The sequence below is a fragment of the Bradyrhizobium sp. genome (assembly GCF_036009065.1).
In the GTDB taxonomy this organism is placed as follows: Bacteria; Pseudomonadota; Alphaproteobacteria; order Rhizobiales; family Xanthobacteraceae; genus Bradyrhizobium.
Map to the genome: position 1 here is coordinate 1 of NZ_DASYMN010000072.1, position 21,245 is coordinate 21,245.

Here is a 21,245-nt window from a genome sequence, read left to right on the forward strand (position 1 = left end):
TGACGTTTCAGGACGAGACCATCGAGGCGCTGAACAAGACCATCACCGCGCAGTGGCTCAAGATCGACGCGCTGACGCGCCAGCTCGCGGCATTGAGCGAGCGGCTGCAGGAGGCGGAGGCCGCGGCACCCGGTGCCGCGAACGAGCCGCCGCCGCGTTACTAGAGTGAGATGACGAGTTACTGTGTAAGCCACACTCACCGCCGTCATCCTGAGGTGCTCGCCGCATTCGGCGAGCTCGAAGGATGAAGAGGTCCGCGCTCGCTGCCATCCTTCGAGACGCCACGCAAGAGCGCGGCTCCTCAGGATGACGCCGGAGCGCGAAATTACCGATCCAGTGGCTCGCCCTTGAGCCACTTCGCACCGCTGGCATAAAGCTGCGCTACCGCTTCGCCTTTCAAGCCGGGCATGTCGGTCTTTATCTTGTAACCGATCTGGCTCTGCAGATACGCCAAATGCCGATAGCCCTCCGGAAAGCTCGCCAGCAGTTTTGCGTCGAGCGTCAGCGATGCCGCGGGGTCGACCGGATCCATGCGGTCCTTTTCGTAGATCGGCTGGCGCAGCACCAAGCCCCAGCGCCCCCCGCGCTTTTCGAGAAAATCGTAGAACCGCCCGGTGCAGACCACGTCGACCAGCACGTCGTGTACCGATGCCCGTTGCGAGATGGTCATCTTGGTCTGCGAGATCGCGCGGTTGCCGGCAAGATCTATCGACTGGGCGCCGAGGAAATGCAGGATGGAGACGCCTTTGGCCCAGCCTTGCTTACTCATCTCAATGAATTCGTCGGCGGTCCCCTGGGTCCAGGTCGCCATCATGCGGCCGTCGTCGAACCAGACCGATCGAAACCGCTCCCAGTCGCCGGCGTCGCGCCATACCACCCAATTCTCGATCAGATCGCGGATCGCGAGGCGGTCGCGCAGGTCGTCATCCATGTTGCTTCACCTTTTTCAGCACCAATCATCCTGCGAGTGCTAGCAAAAACAAACGGCCTCCGCGAGGGAGGCCGTTGGGGATTCGATGTTGATGCGGGGCGAACGCTTATGTCTTCATCACAAACCAGATCACAAGCGCCACCAGCACAACGGTGATCGCGCCCCAGACCACGGGCGTGACTTTCTTCGAACTGCCGCTGCGCGGCGAGTCGTTCGGCGCGTGGTTGAACTGGTCGTCCATCGCGGCAACCCTCGCACGCAGCGCGTGCAAAGACGGCTAGCGGAATACCGCCATCACCTTATCCCACAGCGTTTCGTTGTGCCGATCGCCGTCAGGTTTTGACGGCGCCGGCTGCGCCGCGCTCACCGGGTCGGACGCCGGGAATGTATCGATCAGGCCGGCTTCCAGGCGCGCATGGGTTTCCATATCGGCCAAAGCCGCTTCCTTGGGGTCGTCGGCGTGTTTGTCGTGTGCCGCGGGATCGAATTTCTTGGCCATTGGATGCTCCTCCCCGTGTTAACGCTTGTGTCAACCGGAGGTTCCCCCCCGGTTCCAGTGCATTGGCCAATGCAGATCGGCAGTGTATCAGGAGCGGCAAACACGCCTTTCGAACCGGAATGCCGCTTGACCAATCCCCCAACCGCCAAACCTTTCATGGAAGTGCTGTCCGGCCGCCGCCAGCCGGTACCGCCGCTGTGGATGATGCGCCAGGCCGGCCGCTATCTGCCGGAATACCGCGAGCTGCGCGCCAAGGCCGGCGGCTTTCTCGACCTGTGCTTCACGCCGGAGCTAGCCGCCGAGGTGACGCTGCAGCCGATCCGCCGCTTCAATTTTGACGCCGCGATCATCTTCTCGGATATTCTGGTGATCCCCTACGCGCTGGGACGCTCCGTTCGTTTCGAGGTTGGTGAAGGCCCGAAACTCGATCCGCTGGATACGCCGGGCAAGGTCGGGACGCTGTCGCCGTCGGCGGATTTCACAAAACTCGAGCCGGTCTATGCGGCGCTGCGCCGGGTGCGGCGCGAGCTCGATCCGAAAATCGCGCTGATCGGATTTTGCGGCGCGCCGTGGACGGTCGCGACCTATATGGTCGCGGGACACGGCACGCCGGATCAGGCGCCGGCGCGGATGATGGCCTATCGCCACCCCGACGCCTTCGCCGGCATCATCGACGTGCTGGTGGGGAATTCGATCCGGTATCTGCTCGGGCAACTTGCCGCCGGCGCCGACGCGCTGCAGCTGTTCGATACCTGGGCCGGCGTGCTGCCGCCGCGGGAATTCCAGCGCTGGTCGGTGGAGCCGACACGGCGCATTGTCGAAGGCGTGCGCAGCCACGTGCCTGACGCGAAGATCATCGGCTTTCCGCGTGGCGCCGGCGCGCTGTTGCCCGGCTACGTCGAGACGACAGGCGTCGATGCCCTCAGCATCGACTGGGCGGCGGAGCCCGAGTTGATCCGTACGCGCGTGCAGAGCCGTGTCGCGGTGCAGGGCAATCTCGATCCGCTGGCGCTGATCGCCGGCGGCGCCGCGCTCGATCAGGCGATCGATGACGTGCTGGCGAACTATGGACAAGGCCGGCTGATCTTCAACCTCGGCCACGGCATCCAGCCGGAAACCTCGATCGCGCACGTCGAGCAGATGGTGAAGCGGGTGAGGAGTTATCGGGGTTAGAGCAGGATGGTTTGAGCGCAGCGAAACCCATCAATGATACACTCGAGGCGAGGTGGTGGGTTTCGCTTCGCTCAACCCATCCTACCAAGCGACGCCGTCAACGCGATGCCTGCTTGCCCTCCATGAAGCTGACCTCGACGCCTTTTTTGATCGATTGCGCCAGTCGCGCAACGTCCCAGTTGGTCATCCGAACGCAGCCGTGCGACTCGCTTTTGCTGACCCGGGAAGGCTCGTTGGTGCCGTGAATGCCATAGCTCGCCTGCGACAGACCGATCCACATTGCGCCGACGGGATTGTTCGGGCCGGCATTGATGGTGAACGGCTCTTTCGATTCGACGCCCTTGAATTTGTATTTCGGATCGTAGCGGTAGGTCGGATTGGGCTGGATCGAAACGACCTTCAGGGTGCCCGCCGGTGTCGGCTTTTCCTCGCTGCCGACGCTGGCCGGATAGAACGCGATCAGCGTTCCGTCTTTTGCGAAGGCCCGCACCGTTTCGCGGGCCTTGTCGACCTCGATGCGCGCGGCTTTGGTCGGCGCTTCCTTCGCAAGATTGACGACGCTGATCCTAGCGCCGTCGCGGTCGAACTTTTGGCCCGGATTGAGCGCGGCCAGCAGGTCCTGGCTCATGTGGAAACGTTCGCTCAAGGCTTCCTTCGGCCCGGTGAAGCTCAAGGCCTTGAGCGACCTCATGTCCTCCATTTTTGCCGGTAGTTTTTCGATGTACGGACCCTTGATGTCACGCTCGGACAGGACGTATTCGGCAATGACCGCATCGCTGGAGACTTGCTGCAGCTTCGACCATATCTCTGGGGTCAGGACCTTGCTCGAAGCGAGATTGTTTGCTTCGCCAAAGGCCTGAAGAGCCTTCTCAACATTGTCCCCGAATCTGCCGTCGATTTCGCCGGGCGAGAATCTGGCGCGATCGAGCAGGACCTGCAGCTTGACGGCGAGAGGGCTGACGCTGTCTTCCGAAGGCAGTTTTCCGGTGAAATTGGCGCTGTTGATCTTGTCCGCCGTGAGTTCTGCGCCGAACGCCGGATGCTGAACGACGGCCATCAAGATCAGACCGAGAAACCAGCGAGTCATCGTGTGCGTGCCCTGTCTGCCATTTATCGCACTCGGTGCGCTCTCATGACAAGGCTTTGCCGATCACTGGGTTCCAACCGAGCGCCAATTTTGCAGTGCGGAGCCGATAGCGGATCGGCCGCCACGTCTTCAGGGCTGCGGTCGCGTGCGTGCGATGATCGCAGCTGCGCCCTTGCCGAGCAGCTCAAGTCCGACCGCGCGGCCGAGTTCGCGCGGACGGTTCGCGGGCCCCGAGCGCGTGGCCTCGATGAACCCGGTTTCATCCAGCACCGACGCGGTCAGCGTCATCTCGGCCCCCCTGACGGTCGAATAGCCGGCGATCGGCGAATTGCAGTGGCCGTTAAGCACCCACAGCACTTCGCGCTCGGCATCGCAGGACAGATGCGCCGTCGGATCGTCGATCAGCGCGAGGATACGCCGCGTCGGCCAGTCCTGAGCGGCGCATTCCACCGCGACGATGCCTTGCCCGACCGCGGGCAGCATTTCCCGCGGTGAAAATTCATAGGCGATGCGACTGCCAAGCCCGACACGTTCCAGCCCGGAGCGCGCCATGATCAAGGCATCGGCCGGGCCGACCTCGCCGCCGCCGGGCAGCCGCTGCATTTCCCGGTTGTCGAGCTTGCGGACGCGAGTATCGGCGGCGCCGCGATAATGAATCACCCCACACTCCGGATACAGCCGCCGCGCATAGGCGGCACGCCGCACCGCGTTGGTGCCGATCCTAAAACCGCTGCCGCGCGAGCGCCTGAAATCGTCGAGCGAGAGGCCCGGCCGCAGCACCAGCGCATCGGTGGGCGGATCCCGCTCAAGCGTCGCGCCGATCACCAGGCCCGGCGTGTCTTCATTGCCGGGCATGTCTTTCAAGGAATGCATCGCGGCGTGAAGCTGGCCCGCCAGGATGGCCGTGCGGATCTCGGCGACGAACGCGCCGCCCTTGCCGCCATGCATCAACAGTTTGCCGGTCTGATCGGTATCACCGACGGTTTCGAACGTGACGATTTCGACGTTGATGTCGGGAGCCGCCGCGGACAGCCGGCGCGCGATTTCCGCGGTCTGGGCCAGCGCCATCGTGCTCTTGCGCGTGCCGATCCGCATTGAAACTACTGACGCTCCATTCGGAAAAACCGCGCCGAGGCCACGGCAATCACCTCATCGCAGATAAAGACCAACCGCCACGAGAATGCAAACGGAATGCAAATGGGGATGCAAACGAGTGCAAACGGAATGCAAACGGGTCATGCGCCCGGGCCTCCAGCATCGCCGGCGCTCAGATCGCGGACATAGGGCCTTGAGCGGATTTCGGTAATAAATTCCGTGTCGCCCGGGCGCCAATTGACCGTCAAATGCGCGAAGCTACCGCCGCCGGAACCAGGTCGGCAGGTCGGACAGGGTCGCGATATCCAATTCGAATTTTTGCTTTTCATTTGCGATTTCGACCCCGAGGGTGAACGCGCCCATGGACCTTATGTCCAGGGTCGCCCTTCCCCCTTGGCCTCAACCGTTTCGACTGGCGGCTTGAAGGTTGGATGCAGATGGAAAGACGCCCCCGGCATTCTGGCGGAAGCATCGCGGCGTGACGCAGCAAGCCCTGTCGAAGCTGGTTGGCGTGGCCCAGGGCTTCATTTCCGAATCGAAAACGGATCAAAGACCGGCGATGTACAAACTCTCGCCGCCGCAGCGCGAGCGCTGGCGATATCGCTGGACGATCTGGCCACATCCAAGCCGCCCCGGTTGCCAAATCCAAAACCAGAATGCGGCCATCAACGTCGGGCGCAGCGGTCGCCTGAAGTCTCGATCGGTCAGGAAATCCGCGAAATCCAGGTCGGCATCAGCCAACGGTTGAGCCGGCGAGGGGCCATGCCGCCGAAACGGCAATCTGTCGGTGGCCGATGTTGTGCATTCAGGTTAGGGCCCGAAAACACATCTTGTACGCAAGAGCCCTCGCCTCTGCACCCCGGACGCTTGCGGCGAAGCCTCCGTGCACAAACGCCGCAACCCGCCCCCGGCGGAGTTCGCGCGTGACAGCTCATCGTTCTTCTTCATGCTTGTCGCGGCGCTCAATCGCAGGCAACATTATCGGCAGACACGGTTTTACCGAGGAACACTCATGCAACGCCGGCTTGCTGCGATTCTGGCCACCGATGTGGTTGGTTACAGCCGCCTGATGGGCGCCGATGAGATGGGGACCCTCACCGCTCTCAAGTCGCACCGCCGCGAGCTGATCGATTCCGGTATTTCCGACCACCGGGGCCGCATCGTCAAAACCACCGGCGACGGCATGCTGGTGGAGTTCGCCAGCGTGGTCGATGCGGTGAGCTGCGCGGTGAACATTCAGCGCGCCATGGTCGGGCGCAACGCCGGTATTGCCGCCGACAAGCAGATCGTGTTCCGGATCGGCATCAACGTCGGCGATATCATCATCGACGGTGACGACATATTCGGCGACGGCGTCAATATCGCAGCAAGGCTGGAGACGCTGTGCGAGCCCGGCGGCGTCTGCATTTCAAGGACGGCGAACGACCAGATCAGGGACAAGCTGTCGATCGCCTTCGCCGATCTCGGCGAGCAGGCCGTAAAGAACATTTCCCGCGCGGTGGGCGTTTTCGGACTTACCGCCAAGGATATCGAGGCGCTTCCCGCCTCGGTCGCCGCAACGCCGGCGGAAACGGTTCAAGCCGCGGCGATCCCATATCAGCAGGAAATCCGCTTCTGCCAGAGCAAGGATGGCGTGCAACTGGCCTATGCGCGAACCGGCCAGGGTCCTCCCCTGGTGAAGACCGGCCACTGGATGACCCATCTCGAATATGATTTCGAAAGCCCGATCTGGCGGCATTTCTACCACGAACTTTCGCGCGATCACACTTTCTATCGCTACGACGCCCGCGGCAACGGACTGTCGGATCGCGAGGTCCCCGATGTCAAATTCGAGAATTTCGTGGACGACCTCGAAGCGGTTGTCGATGCGGCCGGCATCGAACGTTTTGCGCTGCTCGGCATCTCGCAAGGCTGCGCGGTTTCGATCGCCTATGCGGTCCGCCATCCGGAGCGCGTCTCCCACCTCGTGCTTCACGGCGGCTTTGCCGTCGGCTGGAAGAAACGCGCCCGGACCGCAGCGGAGAAGGAAGCCGGCGAAGCGATGCTCACCTTGATGCGGCTCGGATGGGGCCAGGAAAACCCGGCATTCCGGCAAATGTTCACGTCCCAGTTCATCCCGGGCGCCAACAAGGAGCAGGCCGACTGGTTCAATGAGTTTCAACGAATCTGCTGTTCGGCCGCCGATGCTGCGCGCAATCTTCAGGCCAACGGCGAAGGCGACGTGAGTGCGCTGCTGTCGCAGGTCACGGTGCCGACCCTGGTCATGCATGCCCGCCACGACGCCCGGGTGCCGTTCGAATTGGGCCGGCGTATGGCTGCGGGCATCCCGGGCGCCCGCCTCGTTCCGCTCGAGAGCGAAAACCATATCATGCTGGAAGGCGAACCGGCGCTGACGCTTTTCCTCGAGGAACTGAAGGCTTTTATCGGGCCGAAGGCCGGGCACTGACCCGCAGGATAAGCCCTTCAATGCTCTTCACAATCCTGTCACGCTGCCTGTAGTATGTGGACGCAAGCTGCTTCGCAGCTAATATGGGGGCCGGGAGCGTTACTTGAACGCACACGTTTCGCAGGGCGGTTGGCCGGTGTTGGTGTTGAATGCGGACTTCCGGCCGCTGAGCTACTATCCGCTGTCTCTCTGGTCGTGGCAGGACGCGATCAAGGCGGTATTCCTCGACCGCGTCAATATCGTCGAGCACTATGACCGCGCGGTGCGCAGCCCCTCGTTCGAGATTCAGCTGCCGAGCGTGGTGTCGCTGAAGTCCTTCGTGCGCCCCTTGACCCATCCCGCCTTCACCCGCTTCAACGTGTTCCTGCGCGACCGCTTCGTCTGCCAGTACTGCTCGGCCGACGACGACCTCACCTTCGACCACATCGTGCCGCGCTCCAAGGGCGGCCAGACCACTTGGGAAAACGTCGTCGCGGCCTGCTCGCCCTGCAATCTGCGCAAGGGCAATCTGACGCCGCAGCAGTCGCGGATGTTTCCAAAGCAGGCCCCGTTCGCGCCGACGGTGCATCAGCTGCATCGCAACGGCCGGCTGTTCCCGCCGAACTATCTGCACGACAGCTGGCTGGATTATTTGTATTGGGACACCGAGCTGGAGCCGTGAGGCGTGGAAGCTTCATTATCCGTTGGCGCCGCTGGTGCGGGCACGGGTCGCAGAATGGCGAGTTCGCTAAGTCCGACGAAATGAATTTATCAGCCGACATAGGCTACGACGACATAAGCGACGCCGTCTTGTATGAATTCTGCGACCTCGTGCATGCCCATCTTCGTGTGGACCTTCAACGACGCCGTGTTGTCGCGCCGAATGAAAGTGAAGCCCTCCCTTGCCGGCAACCGCACGCGCAGGGCTTGGAACATTGCGACAGCCAGACCTCGTCCGCGTTCACTTTCCAATACACAGATTGGCCCATAATTGTACGCGCCGGGGGAGCCGGGATAGGCGCGCAACATCGCTCGAACAATGGGATTGTGGGCTTGGGCCGTGAGCGGAGTTGAAACGACGTAGCCGACCACGCGCCCTTCTCTACGAGCCACGATAATCGGCATATCGGCAATTGCCGCCTCGAACCACTCGCGGGAGAACGGAACCGAAAGCGCCCCGCCGTTACTGCGCAAGTTGCGCTCTTGCAGGTCAAGAATCCCCGGGACGTCGACCTTTGTAGCGACAGTGATCTCGCATTCCGTGATCCCCATTGCGCCCTCCGCGCGGCTCGTGCTGGCGGGAAAAACGCGGCCTTGCCGAATCGACAATAGCGTAACACCGACGACGGGGGAATATGGCTCGCCAATGCTATTCCCGGTGTCGCGCAAAAGGTTTCACGATGGCGCATCCTGAGATAGGGTCGCGCGGTTGACGATCGAGCAACGAGAACCCGATGTCGTTTCGCGACGATAATGCCGCATACGAGGCCTGGCTGGCGACGCAGTGCGACGTGGTCACCCGAGATATCAAAGCCAAACACAAGCTGATGAAGGACAGCGCCTTCATGTTCCTGAGGGCGACCTATTTCCGTTGGGCGAGGCGGATCGGGACGGTATGCCCGGAATTGATGGACGCGCCGCAGGTGCTCAGCATCGGCGATCTGCATCTGGAAAATTTCGGCACCTGGCGCGATGCCGACGGCCGCCTCGTCTGGGGCGTCAACGATTTCGATGAAGCGGCCGTCATGCCTTACGCGTTCGATCTGGTGCGCATCGCGACCAGCATCAGGCTTGCGCCTGATCGATCGATATCCAACGACAAGGTGGCGGAAATCCTGATTGCGGGCTATCGCGAAGGACTTCGGGTAGCGCAGCCGGCGCTGCTGGATGAAGGCGAAACATGGTTGCGCCCTTACGCCATCGGGACCGCACTGGACTCAGGAGAGTTCTGGGACAAGCTCGGCAAGACCAAAAAATATCCGCTGATCGACGGCAAGGCCGATGGCAGGCCGCCGCGGGACGTCGTGCAAATCCTGAACGCAAGCCTGCCGAAGGGATCGGCCAACATTTTCTATCGGCGGCGCATTGCCGGCGGCGGCAGCCTAGGCCGGCCGCGCTATGTCGCGATCGCCGACTGGCGCGGCGGACGGGTGTTGCGCGAGGCCAAGGCGCTGGTGCCGTCGGCCTGGACTTATGTGCATGGCGTGCAACCTTCGGGTCTGCTGAAACTTGCGAGGGGCCCCCATCGCGCGCCGGATCCCTTCCTCGATATCGAGGGCAAGTGGATCATCCGCCGTCTTGCTCCCGATTGCCGCAAGATCGAACTCGACAAGGACGCCGCCACGCGTCTGAAGGGCGATTTGCTGCAAGCGATGGCCTTCGACCTTGCCTCGATTCATGCCGCCGGTTCGGCCGGCGGCGATGTCCTGAGGCGCGACTTGAAGAGGCGGCCGAATGACTGGCTCTACGAGGCCGCAAAGGTCGCGGCGGATTCGGTCATGAAGGACTACGAGGCGTGGCGGCGTGACGGGCCGCGCAAGTAGCCGCGTCACGGGCCGACGCAACTCAACGTCCCGTCAACGATCCCTGCTTCACAACCACGTCCGGCAAGGGTCCAACTCGATCCCGCGCGTTTCGCAGGACCTCCTGATCTGCGCTGCCGAGCGTGTTCAGGTCCCCGTCTCCGAAAAATCCGAGCGCGCGCAACACCTGGGCCGGCTCGCCGTCGAACATTGCCCTGAAAGCACTCAAACCGGCCGGCAATGAAACGCCCGCGGAGATCATTTCGGCGATGTCTCGATAATCCTTGGCTTCGGCGCGATCCAGCGTCGCCTTCAACTTGGTCGCCATCAGATCGTCGAGGGAGGCGACGAGCAATATGCCGTCGCAGGTCTGCAGCGGATCGTTGACGCGGCCGAACCCGATGCCGCCAAAGAATGAGATTTTCACCGGCCCGGATGGCATTTCGGCAAGCACTACCAGCGAATCCGGCGCATCCTGCAAGATGGCGGCCCCGCTGATAAACCCGAACGCCGCGCGTATCCGATCCTTGTCCAGCGGATCGGATCGGAAAAAGTCGAAATCCAGCGACTCCCGGTGTCCGAGATGAAGCGCAATGGCGGTGCCGCCATAGAGGACAAAATTCAATTGAGGGGCTGGCTCGAGGCTGGTCCAGATTTCCCGTTGCGCCGGAGGCAGCACGCCGAGCTTCGGATCAAGGCGCTGCGGCATGAATCGATCTCCGCGGAGCCTTGTCCGGGATCGCCGCTCCCGTGGCAAAAGATAACCGGCCGCGCCAGAACTCCCAGGAGCGGTCATTGATCCAGCCCGGCTCGGCGCGCAGCATGATTTCGATCAGACGCGATTGGCCGACCGTCTGTTCCAGCACAAGGATGTCGTCCCAGGTTCCGAGATTCATGGTTTGCGCGATGATGCGGTCTTCGGAATGCGGCTGCCCGCCGACCGGCTCCCACCAGAGGTATTTGCGGCCAAATTCCGCGATCGTTTGCTGTGCGGTATCATTCGTCGCCATGGGTCACGGTAGCAGATCCGGCGTCTGTTTTCCACGATCGCAGACATAATCTGGTCGGAATTTATCTTCAGAAACGAGGTACTTAGCGAGCAGCGGGGGCGCTGGTCCAGTTGATTTTCACGTCGTAACGGGATGCGCCGATGCCCTCCAATCCAGCCTCTGTTTCACACGCCGCCCCTTCGCACGCCTCTACCTCACTGCTGCTGTCGAAGGGTGTCGCGCGCCTCGAAGTCACCCTGAAACTCACCACCGCGATCCTGGCGCTGGCGGCCGGGGTCTACACCTATCTCGGGGTGCGCGAACTGCTCAACGGCAGCCCGACCACGGTGTTCTTCGCAGCGGTGATCTATTCGGTCGCGGTGTCGGTCGGCATTTACGCGTTCTGGATATTCCTGATGCAGTTCATGCCGCACGTGGCCGGCCGCGGCCGCGGGTTGATGTTCGGCTGCATGCTGCTGGGCTCATTGATGATCGTGGCGATGTCGTCGTGGCTCAATGCCTCGGCGCTGGCGGGCGCCGCCGCGATCCAGCAGCATCTCGCCATCACCGTGCAGAACTACACCCGCGATCTCGATACCGCCAACTCCAACGCTATCGCGGCGCAAGGCCTGCTGCCGGATATTCAGCTGGCGTCGTCGCGCTTTGCAAAACTCGCCGACGCCGAACGCGCGGGGTCGCTGACCGGCACCGCGGGCTCCGGCACCGTGGTGCAGCTTCTGACGCAAATGTCCGGGCAACTGGACAGCCTCGGCCAGGAAGTGCAAGCCTCCGGCAAGCGCGTCTCGGCGCTGTTCGAGCAGGGCAGCAAGAACCTCGCAAAGATGCGCGAGCTGATTTCCGACCGCGGACCGATCTCTTCGCGCAGCGATGCCTTCGCAACCGAATCGCTGGCGCTGATGGGAGTGATCGCCAATCTGCAGCAGACCTCGGTGGCGCCGGCGGTGAAACGCGCCGCGGCGTCGCTCTCATCTAGCTTCATTGCGCCGGCCGCGGGCGGGCGCACCGCCGATCTCGCCGACCGGCAGACCGCCGTGGTCGGCAAGGTGGAAAGCTCGATCGCGGCGCAGGCGGCGTCGCTCTCGGACGCCGCGGAAAAAATCCTGGCGACGCCAAAGGTCGAACCGGCGCGGTTTCAGGCGATGTCGCCCGCGGAGGCGGTGCTGCGTTACGCCGGCGATTTCATTCCGAGCTGGGCCGGCGCGATTTCGATCGACCTGATGCCGGCAGTGCTGGTGCTGATCCTCTGCGTGGTGCACGCCGCGATCCGGCGCGAGGGGCTTCCCGCCGTCAGCGCATCGGCGATGACCGCGGGCGAACTGGTCGCGGCGTTGCAGATGGCGCGCGAGGTGGAAGAAGCGCGACGAATGGTGCCTGGCGAAGCCAGGCCTGACGGCGAGCCGGCGCTTGAGCCCACTGCTGCCGCGGACGAAAACGTCACCTCGCTGTCGTCGGCGCGACAGCTCAAGTAAGCGCATCCCATGCCGCAATCCGTGACGATGTCGCAACGATTTCACGCCTGGTTGTCGGACAATCCCGACCAGCATGTCCTGCGCTGGGTCTTTCGCGGCGTCGTCGCGGTGACCGTCGCGGCGCTCGCCGCCGATCTCGCTACCAGCAACGGGTGGATCAGTACGCCAGATGCGGCGGTCAGTCCCACAGAGACGCGGCAGGTTTCACCTGGTCTCGATCTGCCCGTGCCATCCATCCTCGCTCCGTTGCTGCCCGGCGGCGACAAGCGCCTCACGCCGTTGCCGCAACCCGGCGGCGCGATGGCCAAACCGATGACGTTCGAGTTGGTCAACGGCGGCAGGCTGATGGCGACCGGCAGCATCACGCCGGGCGTGTCGGAAGCGTTCGCGGCCGAAGTCGGCAAGCGCGGCGACTACATCAGGACCGTGGTGCTGAATTCGCCGGGCGGCTCGGTGACCGACGCGCTGGCGATGGGCCGTCTCATTCGCGAGAAAAAATTCGCAACCGAGGTGGAGGCCGGAAAATACTGCGCCTCCTCGTGCCCGCTGCTGTTCGCCGGCGGCGTCGAGCGCCGCGCCGGCGACAACGCAACCATCGGAGTGCACCAGATCGCCGCGATCAGTTCGGCTAGTGCCGCGCCGCGCGACGAAATGGACGTTGCGCAGCGCATTTCGGCGCGCTGCCAGCGTTACCTCGGCGACATGGGCATCAACCTGCAAGCCTGGGTGCACGCCATGGAGACGCCGCATGACAAGCTGTTCATCTTCAAGCCGGATGAGTTGAAGTCGCTGAATATCGTAACGACCGGCGCGACGCCCGTTGCAAGTCCGACGCCGGCGGCGCCTGCGTCCGGTTCGTTGTCGGTCACGCCGAAGACTCGCTCGTAAGTGTAAGCGTCATCCTGAGGTGCTCGCCGTGTTCGGCGAGCCTCGAAGCAGGGCCATAGGTGCCCGCGGCCATCCTTCGAGACGCCGCGCAAGGGCGCGGCTCCTCAGGATGACGGTGGTGTGTGTAGCGCGTACGGTTTCAGGCGCTGGAACCATCGCCCGCCGACAACGTTATTCGCGATCATCGGAGGTTTGTCATGCGCGTGTTTCTGGGAATGATTTTGGGTGCGTTGCTGCTGACCATGGGCGTTTACATCCGCGATTCGATGTCGACCTCGACGGTCGCCAGCGGCCAGGTGGCGCAGCCGGGCCGCACCATCGTCAACTGGGACGTCGCGGCGACCGACTGGAACGCGCTGAAGTCGCGCGCCCATGACGACTGGGTCAAGCTGTCGTCGAAGTAACTCCCGAAAATCCTGTAGGATGGGTTGACCGAAGCGAAACCCATCATTTCGCGTGAACTGCTTGCGGTGGGTTTCGCTTCCGCTCAACCCACCCTACAATCCTACAATCCAACTTATTTCTTCGCCGCGGCCTTTCGCGCGTCGGCAATGGCCTGATCGAATTGCGCCATGGTCAGCGCGCCGGGAATGCGGAATTTGCCGATGATGAAGGCCGGTGTACCCTTGAAGCCGAACGCGGTGGCCTGTTCGTCGTTGCGCTTCAGAATCGCGTCGATCGCCTTTGCGTTGGTTTCGAGATCGCGCAGCGCGCGATCGACATCGATGCCGGCACCGGCGAGCAGTTCGCGGATGCGCGGCTCGGTCAGCCGCGAGGCGGTCCCCATCAGCGCGTCGTGGGCGGCGACGTATTTGTCCTGGTACTTCGTCGCCAGCGCCATTCTGGCCGCTGCGATCGATACAGGCCCGAGCACCGGCCAGTCCTTGTAGACAAGCTTGACCTTGCCGTCGTCCTGCACCACCTGCCGCAACTCCGGTTCGAGCTTGCGGCAATAGGGGCAATTGTAGTCGAAATATTCGACGATGGTGATGTCGCCCTCGGCGTTCCCCGCCACCGGAATATCCGGATCGCGTAAGACCGCGCTTTCCGTCAGCACATTATCGGCGGCGTCGCCTTGGCCCAATGCCGATCCCGGCGCGATGTCGAGGCCGAGCGCGACCACGCCGAGGCCAAGCATGCCAAGCGCTCCGCGCCGCGTTGATGTCGTGGGCCGCCGGTCTGAATCAGAAAACTTAACCATGTTGGCCTCCGGCCGGAACGTGTGCTGGATATCAACCCTCAGGGTAGAGACAGATTGCGCGCCAGCATATAGAGCGCAACCGCAATAATGACCACCGCGAACACGATGTTGAGCGCGCCGCGGCGGTGCGCCAGCGCCCGCGCCAAGCGGGTGCCGAGCAACCCGCCGGCGATGCCGCCGGCCACGAACAGCCCCGCCAGCTTCCAGGAAACCAGCCCGGACCAGGCGTAGCTCGCAGCCGTGGTCAGCCCGAACGCGGTGACGGCGACCAGCGAGGAACTGATCGCATTCATGATCGACATGCCGGTCGCCAGCATCAAGGCAGGCACGATCAAAAATCCGCCGCCGATGCCGAAGAAGCCCGACAGCGTTCCGGTCGCAAGCCCAAGGCCGACAATGGCGGGCGTGTTGGCCCAGCTCATTTGCGCGTCGGGAAGGCCGACCCGCGACCGGGTCTTCAACATCAGGGCCGCGATCACCAGCATCAGCAGCGCAAACAGCGTCAGCAATCGGTGGTCGTCCATCATCTTGCCGACAATCGATCCCGCGAACGCGCCGGCGATGCCGGCGCCGGCGAACACCAGCGCGCACGGCCAGCGCACGCTGCCGCCGCGGGCGTGGTTCGACAGATTCATTGCGGCATTGGCGGCGACCGCGGCCGCGCTGGTGCCGATCGCCACATGCGCGTCCGATACGCCGACGACATAGACCATCAGCGGCACCGCGAGGATCGATCCGCCGCCGCCGACCAGGCCGAGCGAAAACCCGACCAGCATCCCCGACGCCAGTCCCAATACGCTCTGGATCGTGGAGATGATCAACGCGCAAACCTCGCCTGCACGGCGAGCTTAGAAGGATTTTCTGCGAATCTCCATGGCAGCAGGTTGAAAACCCAGACACTCGTGTCCCGGACGCGGTGCGGTATTCTTCATGCCGCTCCGCAGAGCCGGGACCGTGCCCGACTCCGCGTCGCGTTACGGCCCCGGCTCTGTAGCGCACCACGCCGCGAAGGGCCATAGCGCGTCGAAGACGCGCGTAAACGCGCTGGCGCTGCGCTGCGTCCGGGGCACCGCCGCAAACAATCAGCGCACCAGCAGCGTTACCGCCACCGGCACCAGCAGCGATGTCACCAGCGCATTGAGGCTCATGGCGATGCCGGCGAACACGCCGGCGACCTCGTCGACCTGGAAGGCGCGCGCGGTGCCGATGCCGTGCGAGGCGAGCCCGACCGCGAATCCGCGCGCGCGAAAATCCGCAATCCCCATCCGGTTCATCAGCGGCGTGACGATGATCGCGCCCATGATGCCGGTGAGCACCACGGCGACCGCCGTCAGCGACGGATCGGCCCCGAGCGATTCGCTCACCCCCATGGCGACGCCCGCCGTCACCGATTTCGGCGCCAGCGACAGCACCACGGTGCGCGGCAGGCCCGCCGCTTCCGCCAGCAGCACGACCGAGACGATCGCGGTCGCGCAGCCCACGATCAGCGCGGCCAGCATCGGCAGGATGGCCGAGATGACGACCTTGCGATTTTCGTAAAGCGGCACCGCGAGCGCAACGGTCGCGGGTCCGAGCAGGAAGTGCACGAACTGCGCGCCGCCAAAATAGGTCGTATACGAAGTGCCGGTCAGCAGCAGGAACGCGGCGATGATCCACATCGCATGCAGCACCGGATTGGCGAGCGGATGCCGCTGCGTCGCCTGCGACACCGCGTCGGTGATGGCATAGACCAGCAGCGTCACCGTCAGCCAGAGCAGCGGCGTCTGCGACAGATACACCCACAGTGCGAACGGATTGCCGCTCATGGCGCGCTCCGGCTCCGCGCCAGCAGCCGGCTCGCGATCAGGAACGTTGCCACCGTCACCAGCAAGGTGATGACCACGGAGGCCGCAAGGACCGCGGAAGTCGCAAGGCCGTGTTCGGCGACCAGATCGAGCTTCTGCACCACGCCGACGCCGGCGGGGACGAACAGCAGCGACAGATGCGCCAGCACGGTTTTGGAGACAGTCTCCACGCCGTCCTGCCGCAGCGGGCCGCGCGCAAGAACCGCAAAACGGTCGCGCGCCAGCAGCAATCCCAACAGCAGCACCAGGCCGATCACCGGGCCCGGCATCGGCAGCGCAAAACCGCGCACGACGACCTCGCCGGCCAGTTGGCACAGCAGAATGAGGCTGAGGCTTGCGATCATGGCAGCACCGCGGGCAGAAAGCTCCCGCATCAGGGTGCCGCGGCGGACGCTTGTCAATCATTCCGACACGGGAAGCGGCAGGGTTATCCCCGCCGCGCTAGCGCCTTCAAGGTGCCGGTCATGGTCGCGATCAGATTTTCGGCACCGTCATGGAAGACGTGGATGACCGGGACAAGCCCGGCCATGACGCCGTCATGACTCAAGCCGAACCCTTCAGTTTTTTGTTGCACTCGCTCCAGTAGCCGCCGCCCTTCTGAATCCATTTCAATCCGCTGGTGGCGTTGCTGGTCTTGTTGGCTTTCCACTGGTCCGCGCAGGTATGCAGCCGGGCCTTATAGGCCGGCTCCTTTGCATATTTTGAATCCACGGCGCTGGGGTATACCGCGGGGCTGGTCGGCGCGGCAGCGGCAGCGGGTTTTGGGGGCGCGGCCTTTGCCTCGGCAGCTTTCGGCGCGGCAGACGCGGCGGCGGGCGTCGCAGCCGCATCGCCGCCGCATTCGGCCTTTCGAAAATCATTCCACTTCTGGCCGTTGAGCGTGCCGGCGGTTTGCGCCGCTTTATACTTCGCACTGCATTCCTGCATCGTCAGCGCCTGCGCCGGCATTGCAGCAGCGGCGACGAACGCGAACGCGGCAATCCCTGGCACGACTTTTACGCGAGTGATCATTGATATTCTCCCTTAAGCACCAATTCGGAGATTCGCATCCTAACGCACCACCGCCGGGTGAAAACATATCCCGTCGCGTGCAATGCTGCTGTGCCACAACGCATTTGTCCGGGGCCTTCGCATTTGCCATAAGGCGGGCTCATGTTTTCCTTCGCCTTCCCCAGCCGATCCGAAATCCGCAGCGCGCTCGAGACGCTGGTCCTCGGCAGCGCCGGCGGCCTGCTGTTCCTGTGGCTTGAGTTGCCGGGTGGGCTGATCTCCGGCGCGATGATCGCGGTGGCGGGCGCCGGCATTGCGGGGCGGCCGCTCGGCCTGCCGCAGCCGATCGCGCACATCATCCTGATGACGCTCGGGCTGTCGCTGGGCTCGATGGTGTCGCCGGTGATGATCAAGAACCTCAGCGCCTATCCCGTCACCATCGCGCTGTTGGCCGCGGCGACCTTCTGCGCCACCTTCGGCAGCAGCTTTTACCTGCAGCGGGTCCACGGCTGGGACCGCACCTCCGCGCTGTTGGCCGGAAGCCCTGGCGCGCTGTCCCAGGTCATCATGCTGGCCACCGAGCGCAATGCCGACGTCGCCGGCATCGCGGTGGTGCAGATCCTGCGGGTGATCATCCTCACCGCGGCGGTGCCGCTGCTGCTCGCCGCGGTCGGCATGATGGGCCACGGCCCGCTGCCATCGCGCGGTCCCACCGCGACGCCGATCGCGCTGGCGGAACTGGCGGCGGTGGCGGTCGCGGCGGCGCTATTCCTGCGCTGGCTGAATTTTCCGGCGAGCTGGATGTTCGGCGCCATGCTCGGCTCCTCGGTGATGCACGGCGGCGGATGGGTCGAAGGCGGCGTGCCGCAATGGGCCTATCTCACCGCATTGATCGGCATCGGTACCCTGATCGGATCGCGTTTCGGCAAGATCAGCCCGCGCACCATCCTTAGCCACATTGCCGCCGCGCTCGGCTCGTTCGCGGTGTCGATTGCGATTTGCGCGGTCTTCGTCGCCGCCATTGCCCTGCTCACGCAGGTGAAATTCTCCGACATCGTGGTGGCGTTTGCGCCCGGCGCGATGGACGCGATGCTGGCGCTGGCGCTGACGCTGCATGTCGATCCGGTGTTCGTCGGCGCGCATCATCTGTCGCGCTTCATCTTCGTCTCGATCGCCACCCCCGGCATCGTGCACCTCTACGGCAAGGCGCAGGACGATCTGGACGATTGACAAGATGCTCGTCATTCGTGCCCCGGACGCAGCGCAGCGCGTAGCTCTTCGCGAAGCGGTGCGCTGCAGAGCCGGGGCCGTAACAGAGCGAGGTGTTCGTGACGGTCCCGGCTCTGCGGAGCAGCGTGAAGGACGCTGCACCGCGTCCGGGACACATTTGAGCTTTATGCCCGCCTAGCCGATCTGACGATGCCCCACGCCGCCAGCGCCGCCATCGCCAGCGAGATCAGCACGTTGTAGCCGGCCAGCGACAGGCCGAGAAACCGCCACTGCACCTCGTCGCAGCGGATCACCTTCACCTTGTCGAGATTGTCGAACAGGCTTCCGGCCTTGCCGAGATCGAGTACGGCCCCGCTACATTCGGTCGGCCCCTGCCAAAACCCCCATTCGACGCCGGCGTGATAGCCGCCGAGCCAGGCATTGCCGAGCGCCGCGAGGCCGAGAAGCGCGAGACCCGCAACGAGCACCCCGCGCGGCGCGTGCTTCGCCGCGGCGAGCGCGACCAGCGCGCCGAGCGGGACCGCCAGGTAATAGGCATAGCGCTGCTCGAGGCAGAGCGGACAGGGACGGATGTCCAGTACCCGCTCGAAAAACCACGCGCCCGCCAGCGTCGCCGCGGCAATGGCTGTTATCGCCAGCGCGGCCGCCAACGCGGGATTGGTGGCGCGCGCGTGCCACGGCTTTGCAGTGGCTTGAAATGTCACATCATCTCTCCGGCCCGTGACAGCGTCCTATCCCGCGCGCTTAGGACTGTCGAGACGGGCGGGATCACACTGGAGTGTTTTGGAAGGCGACAGCACATCGGAGGCCGCCTCTCCGCTTCCACCGCGGGTTGACCGGCACCGCGCGCCCGCTATATTCCGCCGGCTTCGCGACCTTGGCCGATGGCCCGGTCCGAAAGCCCCTGTGGCGGAATTGGTAGACGCGCTCGACTCAAAATCGAGTTCCGCAAGGAGTGCTGGTTCGATTCCGGCCAGGGGCACCAGAAGCGCTTTGCATAGCGACGCATGATTCAGCCCACGGCAATGTTACCGAAGGCAAGTGTTAAATCATCTTGTTTTCACGCGCCGCGGTTGCAATGAATGCTGAAGACAATTTCTTGATACATTGCTTCGTCACGCCGGCGTCGGTTCGAACGCATTGCGAAGCCGCATTGCGCATTCGCGGGGACACTCCGAATCGTCGGCCGTTGAATATCGCAGCAGGGATCGAACATGGCCAATCAGCTTCCGGCAATCAAACACATCGTCCAGCTCATGCTCGAGAACAGGTCGTTCGATCAGATGCTGGGCTTCTTGTACGCCGCCAACGGCAACAAATCGCCGACCAATCAGCCGTTCGAGGGATTGACGGGCAACGAGTCGAATCCCGACGCCGCCGGCCGGCAGATCAAGGTCTACAAGATCGACAGCAATTCGCCGCATCCATATCTGATGCCGGGGGCCGATCCGGGGGAAGGCTTTCAGAATACAAACTACCAATTGTTCTCGACCGACGATCCGGAGCCGGGCGCGGCGCCGACCAACCAGGGGTTTGTCATCAACTTCAAGGCCGCGATCCAGTCTGACGAAGCCCAGGGCTTCAAAGATACGCTGCCCGGCACCGAGCCATCCGAAATCATGGGCATGTACGCGCCGGAGATGCTGCCGATCATGTCAGGCCTGGCCCGAGGGTTCGCGGTTTGCGACCACTGGTTTGCATCCGTGCCGACCCAGACCATTCCCAACCGTATCTTCGCAGCCGCCGCAACCTGCCAGGGACATCTCGACAATCAGGTCAAGGTTTTCACCTACCCCAGCATTTTTGGAAGCCTCACCGAAAAGAATGTCGATTGGGCGATCTACGGCTATAACCGCGATCCCCTGACGCGGCTGGACTTCACCGACATCATGTACGCCGACGAGAGCCATTTCGGTCATTTCCGCGATTTTCAGAAGCGGGCCGCCGCGGGCAAGCTTCCGGCCTACACGTTTCTCGAACCAGACTGGAGCGCAAGCGGCAACAGCCAGCATCCGAACTACGACGTTGCGCTGGGCGAGCAGCTCATTCGCGACACCTATTACGCGGTGAGGAGCGGTCCGGGCTGGGACGACACGCTGCTGCTGATCACCTATGACGAGCATGGCGGCAATTACGACCACGTTGGCCCGCCGTCGAACGCGACGCCTCCCGACGACGGCACGGTCGGCGAGTTCGGTTTCGACTTCAAGCGGTTCGGCGTTCGCATCCCCGCAGTTCTGATCTCGCCCCGGATAGCGGCCGGGACGGTGTTTCGCGCAAACAGCGGGACCATCGATCACACCTCGGTGCTGAAGACGATCGAACTGCGCTGGGGTGTCCCGCCGCTGACCGCGCGCGACAGGGCCGCGCCGGATCTGGGCGATGTTCTGACGCTCGCAAAGCCGCGGACCGACGATCCGATCGAGGGTGTGGCCGCTCCGACGACGAACATTCCGCATCCGGACCAGGCGGAGCCGTCGCTGATCGAGAGCATTCATGCCCACAAGGTGTCGCTGCTCCCGCTGCGCAACGACCAGGGCAGTTACGACCGTCACACCCCGCCCGATCTTTCGACCAGCGCGCAAATCGGCGACTATATCCAGTCGCGAACCGCGGCATGGACCCAGCATATCGAGCGCAAGCGGCAACGGGGCCAAGGTTGGAGCATGCCGAAGGGTCCGAAGCAGCCCGAAGGCGGCGAGGAAGCCTAAGCGGCGTTGAGGGATTGCTGAAAAATACACGGCGGGAGGGACCCGAGAGTTTCTCGTATTCTCCCGCCGATGGCATCGCGAGGCCGATTCGCCGCCGAACTTTCCCACCGTCCAGCCGTCCGCCATGCGGGCTCTCGGCAGCTGCGGTCGCACGATCGAACCGGCAGCAT

Annotated in this window: 25 protein-coding genes and 1 tRNA gene; 12 read left to right on the top strand and 14 right to left on the bottom strand. The window is 63.6% G+C overall.

Going from position 1 to position 21,245, the window contains the following annotated elements; all coding sequences use genetic code 11:
* The coding region (locus VGP39_RS04730; RefSeq protein ID WP_327566990.1) for a SlyX family protein at nucleotides 1-164 on the top strand (164 nt) is incomplete at its 5' end.
* 161 nt (nucleotides 165-325) lie between these two features.
* Here VGP39_RS04730 and VGP39_RS04735 read toward each other — a convergent pair.
* From VGP39_RS04735 to VGP39_RS04745, 3 genes are all read right to left on the bottom strand, one after another.
* Nucleotides 326-931, bottom strand: coding sequence for a nuclear transport factor 2 family protein (locus VGP39_RS04735; protein WP_327566950.1), 606 nt, complete (start codon nucleotides 929-931; stop codon nucleotides 326-328).
* Between the two features lie 106 nt (nucleotides 932-1,037).
* Entirely contained in the window at nucleotides 1,038-1,172 is a 135-nt protein-coding gene (locus VGP39_RS04740) for a hypothetical protein (protein WP_327566951.1), read from the bottom strand.
* 36 nt (nucleotides 1,173-1,208) lie between these two features.
* Entirely contained in the window at nucleotides 1,209-1,430 is a 222-nt protein-coding gene (locus VGP39_RS04745) for a hypothetical protein (RefSeq protein WP_327566952.1), read from the bottom strand.
* 156 nt (nucleotides 1,431-1,586) lie between these two features.
* Between VGP39_RS04745 and hemE the strand changes: the two genes are divergently transcribed.
* The gene (gene hemE / locus VGP39_RS04750) at nucleotides 1,587-2,603 is read left to right on the top strand and encodes a uroporphyrinogen decarboxylase (RefSeq protein WP_327566991.1); all 1,017 of its coding nucleotides are present in this window, start codon (nucleotides 1,587-1,589) and stop codon (nucleotides 2,601-2,603) included.
* Between the two features lie 97 nt (nucleotides 2,604-2,700).
* Here the strand turns inward: hemE and VGP39_RS04755 are convergent, their stop codons facing one another.
* Both VGP39_RS04755 and hemC read right to left on the bottom strand, forming a co-directional pair.
* Nucleotides 2,701-3,690: a L,D-transpeptidase gene (locus tag VGP39_RS04755; RefSeq protein WP_327566953.1), complete on the bottom strand. Its 990-nt coding sequence runs from the start codon at nucleotides 3,688-3,690 to the stop codon at nucleotides 2,701-2,703.
* 129 nt (nucleotides 3,691-3,819) lie between these two features.
* Nucleotides 3,820-4,785: a hydroxymethylbilane synthase gene (gene hemC / locus VGP39_RS04760; RefSeq protein ID WP_327566954.1), complete on the bottom strand. Its 966-nt coding sequence runs from the start codon at nucleotides 4,783-4,785 to the stop codon at nucleotides 3,820-3,822.
* A 478-nt stretch (nucleotides 4,786-5,263) separates the two neighbouring features.
* On the opposite strand from hemC, the gene VGP39_RS04765 reads away from it, so the two are divergent.
* The 3 genes from VGP39_RS04765 (at nucleotide 5,264) to VGP39_RS04775 (ending at nucleotide 7,892) form a co-directional block, all read left to right on the top strand.
* Complete coding sequence (locus tag VGP39_RS04765; RefSeq protein ID WP_327566955.1) at nucleotides 5,264-5,533, top strand: hypothetical protein; 270 nt, start codon at nucleotides 5,264-5,266, stop codon at nucleotides 5,531-5,533.
* Between the two features lie 264 nt (nucleotides 5,534-5,797).
* Nucleotides 5,798-7,231, top strand: a complete 1,434-nt coding sequence (locus tag VGP39_RS04770; protein ID WP_327566956.1) for an alpha/beta fold hydrolase — start codon at nucleotides 5,798-5,800, stop codon at nucleotides 7,229-7,231.
* A gap of 103 nt (nucleotides 7,232-7,334) precedes the next feature.
* Nucleotides 7,335-7,892 (top strand): HNH endonuclease, encoded by a 558-nt coding sequence (locus tag VGP39_RS04775; RefSeq protein WP_327566957.1) that lies wholly within the window; start codon nucleotides 7,335-7,337, stop codon nucleotides 7,890-7,892.
* A gap of 89 nt (nucleotides 7,893-7,981) precedes the next feature.
* Here VGP39_RS04775 and VGP39_RS04780 read toward each other — a convergent pair whose 3' ends face one another.
* A complete protein-coding gene (locus tag VGP39_RS04780) occupies nucleotides 7,982-8,482 on the bottom strand; it encodes a GNAT family N-acetyltransferase (RefSeq protein WP_327566958.1) in 501 nt (166 codons plus the stop codon).
* 182 nt (nucleotides 8,483-8,664) lie between these two features.
* On the opposite strand from VGP39_RS04780, the gene VGP39_RS04785 reads away from it, so the two are divergent.
* Nucleotides 8,665-9,753, top strand: a complete 1,089-nt coding sequence (locus VGP39_RS04785) for a DUF2252 family protein (RefSeq protein WP_327566959.1) — start codon at nucleotides 8,665-8,667, stop codon at nucleotides 9,751-9,753.
* A 22-nt stretch (nucleotides 9,754-9,775) separates the two neighbouring features.
* On the opposite strand, the gene VGP39_RS04790 is transcribed toward VGP39_RS04785, so the two are convergent.
* The gene (locus VGP39_RS04790; RefSeq protein WP_327566960.1) at nucleotides 9,776-10,441 is read right to left on the bottom strand and encodes a nucleotidyl transferase AbiEii/AbiGii toxin family protein; all 666 of its coding nucleotides are present in this window, start codon (nucleotides 10,439-10,441) and stop codon (nucleotides 9,776-9,778) included.
* Nucleotides 10,425-10,742: a hypothetical protein gene (locus VGP39_RS04795; protein ID WP_327566961.1), complete on the bottom strand. Its 318-nt coding sequence runs from the start codon at nucleotides 10,740-10,742 to the stop codon at nucleotides 10,425-10,427. The genes VGP39_RS04790 and VGP39_RS04795 overlap by 17 nt, the downstream gene beginning before the upstream one ends.
* A 140-nt stretch (nucleotides 10,743-10,882) precedes the next feature.
* Here VGP39_RS04795 and VGP39_RS04800 point away from each other — a divergent pair, with 140 nt between their 5' ends.
* The 3 genes from VGP39_RS04800 (at nucleotide 10,883) to VGP39_RS04810 (ending at nucleotide 13,503) form a co-directional block, all read left to right on the top strand.
* On the top strand, nucleotides 10,883-12,211 hold the full coding sequence (locus VGP39_RS04800; RefSeq protein WP_327566962.1) for a hypothetical protein: 1,329 nt from the start codon (nucleotides 10,883-10,885) through the stop codon (nucleotides 12,209-12,211).
* A 9-nt stretch (nucleotides 12,212-12,220) separates the two neighbouring features.
* A complete protein-coding gene (locus VGP39_RS04805; protein WP_327566963.1) occupies nucleotides 12,221-13,099 on the top strand; it encodes a hypothetical protein in 879 nt (292 codons plus the stop codon).
* Nucleotides 13,100-13,296: 197 nt separating this feature from the next.
* Nucleotides 13,297-13,503 carry a hypothetical protein gene (locus VGP39_RS04810; protein ID WP_327566964.1) on the top strand — a complete coding sequence of 69 codons (207 nt, stop codon included), beginning with the start codon at nucleotides 13,297-13,299 and terminating at the stop codon, nucleotides 13,501-13,503.
* 113 nt (nucleotides 13,504-13,616) lie between these two features.
* On the opposite strand, the gene VGP39_RS04815 is transcribed toward VGP39_RS04810, so the two are convergent.
* From VGP39_RS04815 to VGP39_RS04835, 5 genes are all read right to left on the bottom strand, one after another.
* Nucleotides 13,617-14,237, bottom strand: coding sequence for a DsbA family protein (locus VGP39_RS04815; protein WP_327566965.1), 621 nt, complete (start codon nucleotides 14,235-14,237; stop codon nucleotides 13,617-13,619).
* 101 nt (nucleotides 14,238-14,338) lie between these two features.
* Nucleotides 14,339-15,118: a sulfite exporter TauE/SafE family protein gene (locus VGP39_RS04820; protein ID WP_327566992.1), complete on the bottom strand. Its 780-nt coding sequence runs from the start codon at nucleotides 15,116-15,118 to the stop codon at nucleotides 14,339-14,341.
* 264 nt (nucleotides 15,119-15,382) lie between these two features.
* A complete protein-coding gene (locus VGP39_RS04825; protein WP_327566966.1) occupies nucleotides 15,383-16,105 on the bottom strand; it encodes an LrgB family protein in 723 nt (240 codons plus the stop codon).
* Nucleotides 16,102-16,488 (bottom strand): CidA/LrgA family protein, encoded by a 387-nt coding sequence (locus VGP39_RS04830; protein WP_327566967.1) that lies wholly within the window; start codon nucleotides 16,486-16,488, stop codon nucleotides 16,102-16,104. Before VGP39_RS04830 ends, VGP39_RS04825 begins: the two co-directional genes overlap by 4 nt.
* A 199-nt stretch (nucleotides 16,489-16,687) precedes the next feature.
* Nucleotides 16,688-17,155 carry a hypothetical protein gene (locus VGP39_RS04835; RefSeq protein ID WP_327566968.1) on the bottom strand — a complete coding sequence of 156 codons (468 nt, stop codon included), beginning with the start codon at nucleotides 17,153-17,155 and terminating at the stop codon, nucleotides 16,688-16,690.
* Nucleotides 17,156-17,296: 141 nt separating this feature from the next.
* On the opposite strand from VGP39_RS04835, the gene VGP39_RS04840 reads away from it, so the two are divergent.
* Nucleotides 17,297-18,364 carry an AbrB family transcriptional regulator gene (locus VGP39_RS04840; RefSeq protein ID WP_327566969.1) on the top strand — a complete coding sequence of 356 codons (1,068 nt, stop codon included), beginning with the start codon at nucleotides 17,297-17,299 and terminating at the stop codon, nucleotides 18,362-18,364.
* Nucleotides 18,365-18,528: 164 nt separating this feature from the next.
* Here VGP39_RS04840 and VGP39_RS04845 read toward each other — a convergent pair whose 3' ends face one another.
* Entirely contained in the window at nucleotides 18,529-19,068 is a 540-nt protein-coding gene (locus VGP39_RS04845; RefSeq protein ID WP_327566970.1) for a disulfide bond formation protein B, read from the bottom strand.
* A gap of 196 nt (nucleotides 19,069-19,264) precedes the next feature.
* Between VGP39_RS04845 and VGP39_RS04850 the strand changes: the two genes are divergently transcribed.
* Together VGP39_RS04850 and VGP39_RS04855 are read left to right on the top strand one after the other, a co-directional pair.
* Nucleotides 19,265-19,349 (top strand) — tRNA-Leu (locus tag VGP39_RS04850).
* 229 nt (nucleotides 19,350-19,578) lie between these two features.
* Entirely contained in the window at nucleotides 19,579-21,075 is a 1,497-nt protein-coding gene (locus VGP39_RS04855; RefSeq protein ID WP_327566971.1) for an alkaline phosphatase family protein, read from the top strand.
* The last annotated feature ends 170 nt before the right edge of the window (nucleotides 21,076-21,245 follow it).